The sequence below is a fragment of the uncultured Sphingomonas sp. genome (genome assembly GCF_937871615.1).
GTDB lineage: Bacteria > Pseudomonadota > Alphaproteobacteria > Sphingomonadales > Sphingomonadaceae > Sphingomonas.
Window position 1 is genome coordinate 1 of record NZ_CALMPA010000014.1, and the last position, 4,495, is coordinate 4,495.

Annotated in this window: 7 protein-coding genes; 4 read left to right on the forward strand and 3 right to left on the reverse strand. The window is 66.8% G+C overall.

Going from position 1 to position 4,495, the window contains the following annotated elements; genetic code table 11:
* The 3 genes from Q0316_RS02845 to Q0316_RS02855 all read left to right on the forward strand — a co-directional run.
* Positions 1-483: putative PEP-binding protein (locus tag Q0316_RS02845; protein ID WP_367179610.1), on the forward strand; the 483-nt coding region annotated here is incomplete at its 5' end.
* Between the two features lie 10 nt (positions 484-493).
* The gene (locus Q0316_RS02850) at positions 494-1,063 is read left to right on the forward strand and encodes a DUF1214 domain-containing protein (RefSeq protein WP_298669425.1); all 570 of its coding nucleotides are present in this window, start codon (positions 494-496) and stop codon (positions 1,061-1,063) included.
* Positions 1,060-1,584: a DUF1254 domain-containing protein gene (locus Q0316_RS02855; protein WP_298669428.1), complete on the forward strand. Its 525-nt coding sequence runs from the start codon at positions 1,060-1,062 to the stop codon at positions 1,582-1,584. The genes Q0316_RS02850 and Q0316_RS02855 overlap by 4 nt, the downstream gene beginning before the upstream one ends.
* A gap of 101 nt (positions 1,585-1,685) precedes the next feature.
* On the opposite strand, the gene Q0316_RS02860 is transcribed toward Q0316_RS02855, so the two are convergent.
* Complete coding sequence (locus Q0316_RS02860) at positions 1,686-2,282, reverse strand: GNAT family N-acetyltransferase (RefSeq protein WP_298669430.1); 597 nt, start codon at positions 2,280-2,282, stop codon at positions 1,686-1,688.
* A gap of 61 nt (positions 2,283-2,343) precedes the next feature.
* A complete protein-coding gene (locus Q0316_RS02865) occupies positions 2,344-3,234 on the reverse strand; it encodes a prephenate dehydratase (protein WP_298669432.1) in 891 nt (296 codons plus the stop codon).
* 162 nt (positions 3,235-3,396) lie between these two features.
* Here Q0316_RS02865 and Q0316_RS02870 point away from each other — a divergent pair, with 162 nt between their 5' ends.
* Positions 3,397-4,050, forward strand: a complete 654-nt coding sequence (locus Q0316_RS02870) for a cytochrome c family protein (RefSeq protein WP_298669434.1) — start codon at positions 3,397-3,399, stop codon at positions 4,048-4,050.
* 137 nt (positions 4,051-4,187) lie between these two features.
* On the opposite strand, the gene Q0316_RS02875 is transcribed toward Q0316_RS02870, so the two are convergent.
* A partial coding sequence (locus Q0316_RS02875; RefSeq protein ID WP_298669436.1) for an LOG family protein occupies positions 4,188-4,495 on the reverse strand: 308 nt, incomplete at its 5' end.

Genomic DNA, 4,495 nt, shown 5'->3' on the forward strand with positions numbered 1-4,495 from the left:
CTGGAGCTGATGAAGGCGGTGGTCGATCGCACCGCCGAGGCGGTGTTCGCGGAGCAGGGCAAGCGGGTCGACTATCTCGTCGGCACGATGATCGAATTGCCGCGCGCCGCGCTGCGCGCCGCCGAGATCGCCGAGGCCGCCGCATTCTTCTCCTTCGGCACCAACGATCTGACGCAGACCACGCTGGGCGTGAGCCGCGACGATGCCGCGCGCTTCCTGACGAGCTATGTCGAAAAGGGCATTTACGCGCGCGATCCGTTCGTCAGCATCGACGTGGACGGCGTGGGCGAGCTGGTGAAGCTCGCGGCGGAGCGCGGGCGTTCGACCCGGCCGCATATCAAGCTTGGCATTTGTGGAGAACATGGCGGCGATCCGGCGTCGATCGAGTTCTGCGAATCGGTGGGGCTGGATTACGTTTCCGCTTCGCCTTACCGTGTGCCGATCGCACGGCTGGCGGCAGCACAGGCGGCGTTGAAAAAATAGGAGAGCGCTTGTGAAACCATGGGCCCGCTATCTCATAGCCGTGGTGGTGGGCATCGTGGTGGGGCTGGGCAGCGCGATCTATGCGGTGCGCGCCGGGGCGCTCGGCTCGAACGTCTCGATCGGGCCATGGGCGACCGGCAAGGATTTCGGCACGGCGGAGCAGGGCGCGCGGACGCGCGCGGTGGTCGCGCGGCGCGGGTTGCTCGCATTGCCGGCGCGGGAAGCGCGCTATTACACCGCCTCGGTCGATGATGCGGGCCGCTCGCTCGACGGGCGGTGCAGCTATCGCATCACCGGCGGGGCGCTGCCGGGGCGCTGGTGGAGCATGACGCTGTACGACGGCGACGGCCATCTCGCCGGCGATGGCCCCTATTCGATCGGCAACGCCGCGATTCCAGCGGAAAATCAGGGGCGCTGGACTGTCCTGGTCTCGCCCCAGCGGCAGCCGGGGAACTGGCTGCCCACCGCCGGGCTGAAGCATTTCGAATTGACGGTGCGCACCTATCTTCCGCCCGATGCGGGCAAAACCAATCCGGCGCGCGATCAATTACCCAGTATCCGGCGGGAGACATGCGCATGATGCGGCGTTGGGCGGGGCCGATCGTGCTGGCGGTGGTGCTGGCGCTGGTCACTTATTACGTCACGCTGTCGCGCACGCCGCAGACGCTGATGGCGGCGGCGGTATCGCGGCTGGGCAAGGGGGGGATGAACAGCTTCACCCATGTGCCGCTCGCCACCAGCAAATCGCGGGCGATCGTGCGGCCAAGCCCCGATCTTGCCTATTCAGCCTGCCCGTTCGATCTGTCGAAGGGGGTTCTGGAAATCTCGGTGCCGTCGATTCCGGCGAATTACTGGTCGCTCTCGGTGTTTCAGGCGAACACCGATGTCGCGTTCGTCCGCAACAATGTGGAAAATGGCGGGAAACCGATCACCGTCAGCCTTGTCGAGCAAGGCGCGAAGGCGGCGGCAAAATCGGAAGTGGTGCGGGTGAAGGGCGCGCGCGGCGTGGCGCTGATCCGTATCCTGGTCGACGATCCGGCGCGCTTCCCCACGATCGACGCGGCGCGGCGCGGCGCGACCTGCCGGATCGCGGGCGGCTAAAGCGGTTTTGCGATCCGACCGCATCGGATCGCCGCTCGATTTTCCGTTGTTCGCCGCAATTTTACGGGCTGGCAGGTGATTTCACCTGTCTGGAAATCGCGTCAGGCGGAATCGCGCAGCAATTCCCAATAGCGTGATTGCCGGATGGTGCCGTCCGGTCGCACGCTGTCTCGTACACCCTTCGCCACGAACCCCGCCGCTTCGATCACGCGGGCCGAGCGATCATTGTCGAGCGCGGCGGTGAGGCCGATCAGCCGGACGCCGAGCCGCTCGAACATCCATTGAAAGCTGCGCGCGGCGCCCGATCGGCCATTGCCCGATTGCTGGCGATCGGCGCGGATCGCGCCGGCCAGTTCGGCGGCGGAGCGTTCGGGCCAGATGGTGAAATAGGAATAGCTCGCTATTTCGCCGTTATCGTCGAGCGCCACGGTGAGGATCGCCTCGCCATCGGCCTGTTTGCGGCGCGCCTCCGCCACCCATTGGCTGATTGATTCGATCGTGAACGGGCGCGGCAGATCATAGATCGGGTCCGACACGGCGGGATCGCTGAGCAGCGCGAGCAGCCCGGCGACATGTTCCGGCCCGGCGATCACCTGCCCTCTGCCGAGCGCGGCGAGATCGGGCGCGCGCACCGCGCCCCGGATCGCCTCCGCTTCTTCGGGCAAAACCGACAGAATGGTGCTGGGCGGGGCGCTCATCGCATTATTCCTCCGTGCGGGGGCCGGAGGAAGATGCTGCGACGGTGCCGCGCTGTCCAGTTCAGCCGCGTTTGCGCGCCTGACGATAGGTGCCGAGCACGCGCACCCATTTGGAATGGAAGCCGAGTTCCTCCATCGCGCGATCGAACGCCGGATCGCCGGGGCGCCCATCGACATCGGCGTAAAATTCGGTCGCGGCGAAGGTGCCGCCGCGCTGATAGCTTTCCAGCTTGGTCATGTTGACGCCGTTGGTGGCAAAGCCGCCCATCGCCTTGTATAGCGCGGCGGGGATGTTCTTCACCTCGAAGATGAAGGTCGTCATCCACGGCCCGTCGCCCACCGCTGGCCGCGCGCCGCGCGCCAGCATCACGAAGCGCGTGGTGTTGTGATCGGCGTCCGCGATATCGTTCGCCAGCAGTTTGAGGCCATAGATTTCGGCGGCGGGCGGCGGGGCGAGCGCGGCGGTGCGCGCGTCCGCGATCTCCGCCACCATCGCGGCGGCGCCGGCGGTGTCCGGATAGGCCAGCGGCTGCATGTCATGCGCCTTCAGCCAGTGGCGGCACTGGCCGAGCGCCTGCGGATGGCTCATCGCCTCGCGCACATCGTCTCGCGTGCCGATGCCCATCAAGGCATAGCGGATCGGCAGGAAATGCTCGCCGGTAATCACCAGCCCCGATTCGGGCAGCAGGAAGTGAATGTCCGCCACGCGGCCATGGAGCGAATTTTCGATCGGGATGATCGCCTGCGCCGCGCGGCCTTCCTTCACCGCGTCGATCGCGTCCTCGAACGAAAAGCACGGCAGCGGCAAGCCCTGGGGGAAGGCTTCCAGCGCGGCGACATGGCTGTTGGCGCCCGGCGCGCCCTGAAACGCGACCGCGCGGGCCGGATCGGCGGCGGCGGCGGCGATCATCGCGGCGACGATCGGGCGGGCGGGGGCGGCGAAATTCTCCATTACGGGCACGGGCGTTAGCCGCAGACGCTCATTCAGGGAAGCCGTTTGGCGAACCTTGCACGATCCCTGCAAACCGCCGCTTGCGGAGCCAAACCGCCGCTTGCGGAGCCATCGCGCCTTTTCTATGGGGTTCGGGATAAATTTCAGGGGCGGTTTCACGATATGGACGATCGGAACAACACCATTGCCGGGTGGGTGCTGGCTGCATGTGGCGCAGCTTTGGGGTTGTCGATTGCCGGCGGAATGATTTTCCATTCCGGCCATGTCGAGAAATTCGGCTATCCGGTGGAAGCCGCGGAGGACGGCGGCGCGGGCGCGGCGGAGGCCGCGGTGCCGATCGCCGCGCTGCTGCCCAAGGCCGATGCGGCCAAGGGTGCGGAGGTGTTCAAGAAATGCGCCGCGTGCCACACGATCAATCAGGGCGGCGCCAACGGCATCGGCCCGAATCTCTATGGCACGCTGGGTGAGGGGATCGCGCAGGGCAAGGCCGGCTTCGCTTTCTCCGACGCGCTGAAGGCAGTTGGCGGCAATTGGGATTTCGACAAGATGAACGCGTGGCTGACCAGCCCGCGCAAGTTCGCCAACGGCACGAAGATGACCTTCGCCGGCCTGTCCAACCCGCAGGACCGCGCCGACATCATCCTGTATCTCAATCAGCAGGGATCGAACCTGCCGTTGCCCGCCGCGCCAGCGGCTGCCGCGGAGGCTGCGCCCGCCGGTGCTGCTCCAGCCAATGCCGCCGCCCCGGCGGAGGCTGGCGCCGCGGCCCCGGCCAACGCCGCCGCGCCGGCTGCCGAATCGGCTGCGAAGAAGTAAACACCTGGGCCAGCGGCGTGACGCTTTCAGTCGCGCCGCCCGATGGCCGGATGCGAAACGCGCCGGGGGGAGGCCCTCTCCGGCGCGTTTGCGTATCTGGATGAAGCGGGCGAGCGGCAACCGCCGCGCCCGCGCGTTCAGGCGGACGGATTGTCCTGATAGAAACGCTGGACCGCCGCCCATCCCTCGGCGGCGGTTTCGACATAGGTGAAGATTTCGAGATCGCGCTCGGAAACCACGCCTTCCTCCACCAGCGCGTCGAAATTCACCACCCGCTCCCAGAAATCCCGCCCGAACAGCAGCACCGGGATCGGCGCGATCTTGCCCGTCTGGATCAGCGTCAGCAGTTCGAACAGCTCGTCGAACGTGCCGAAGCCGCCCGGAAAGGCCGCCAGCGCGCGCGCGTGGAGCAGGAAGTGCATCTTCCTGAGCGCGAAATAGTGGA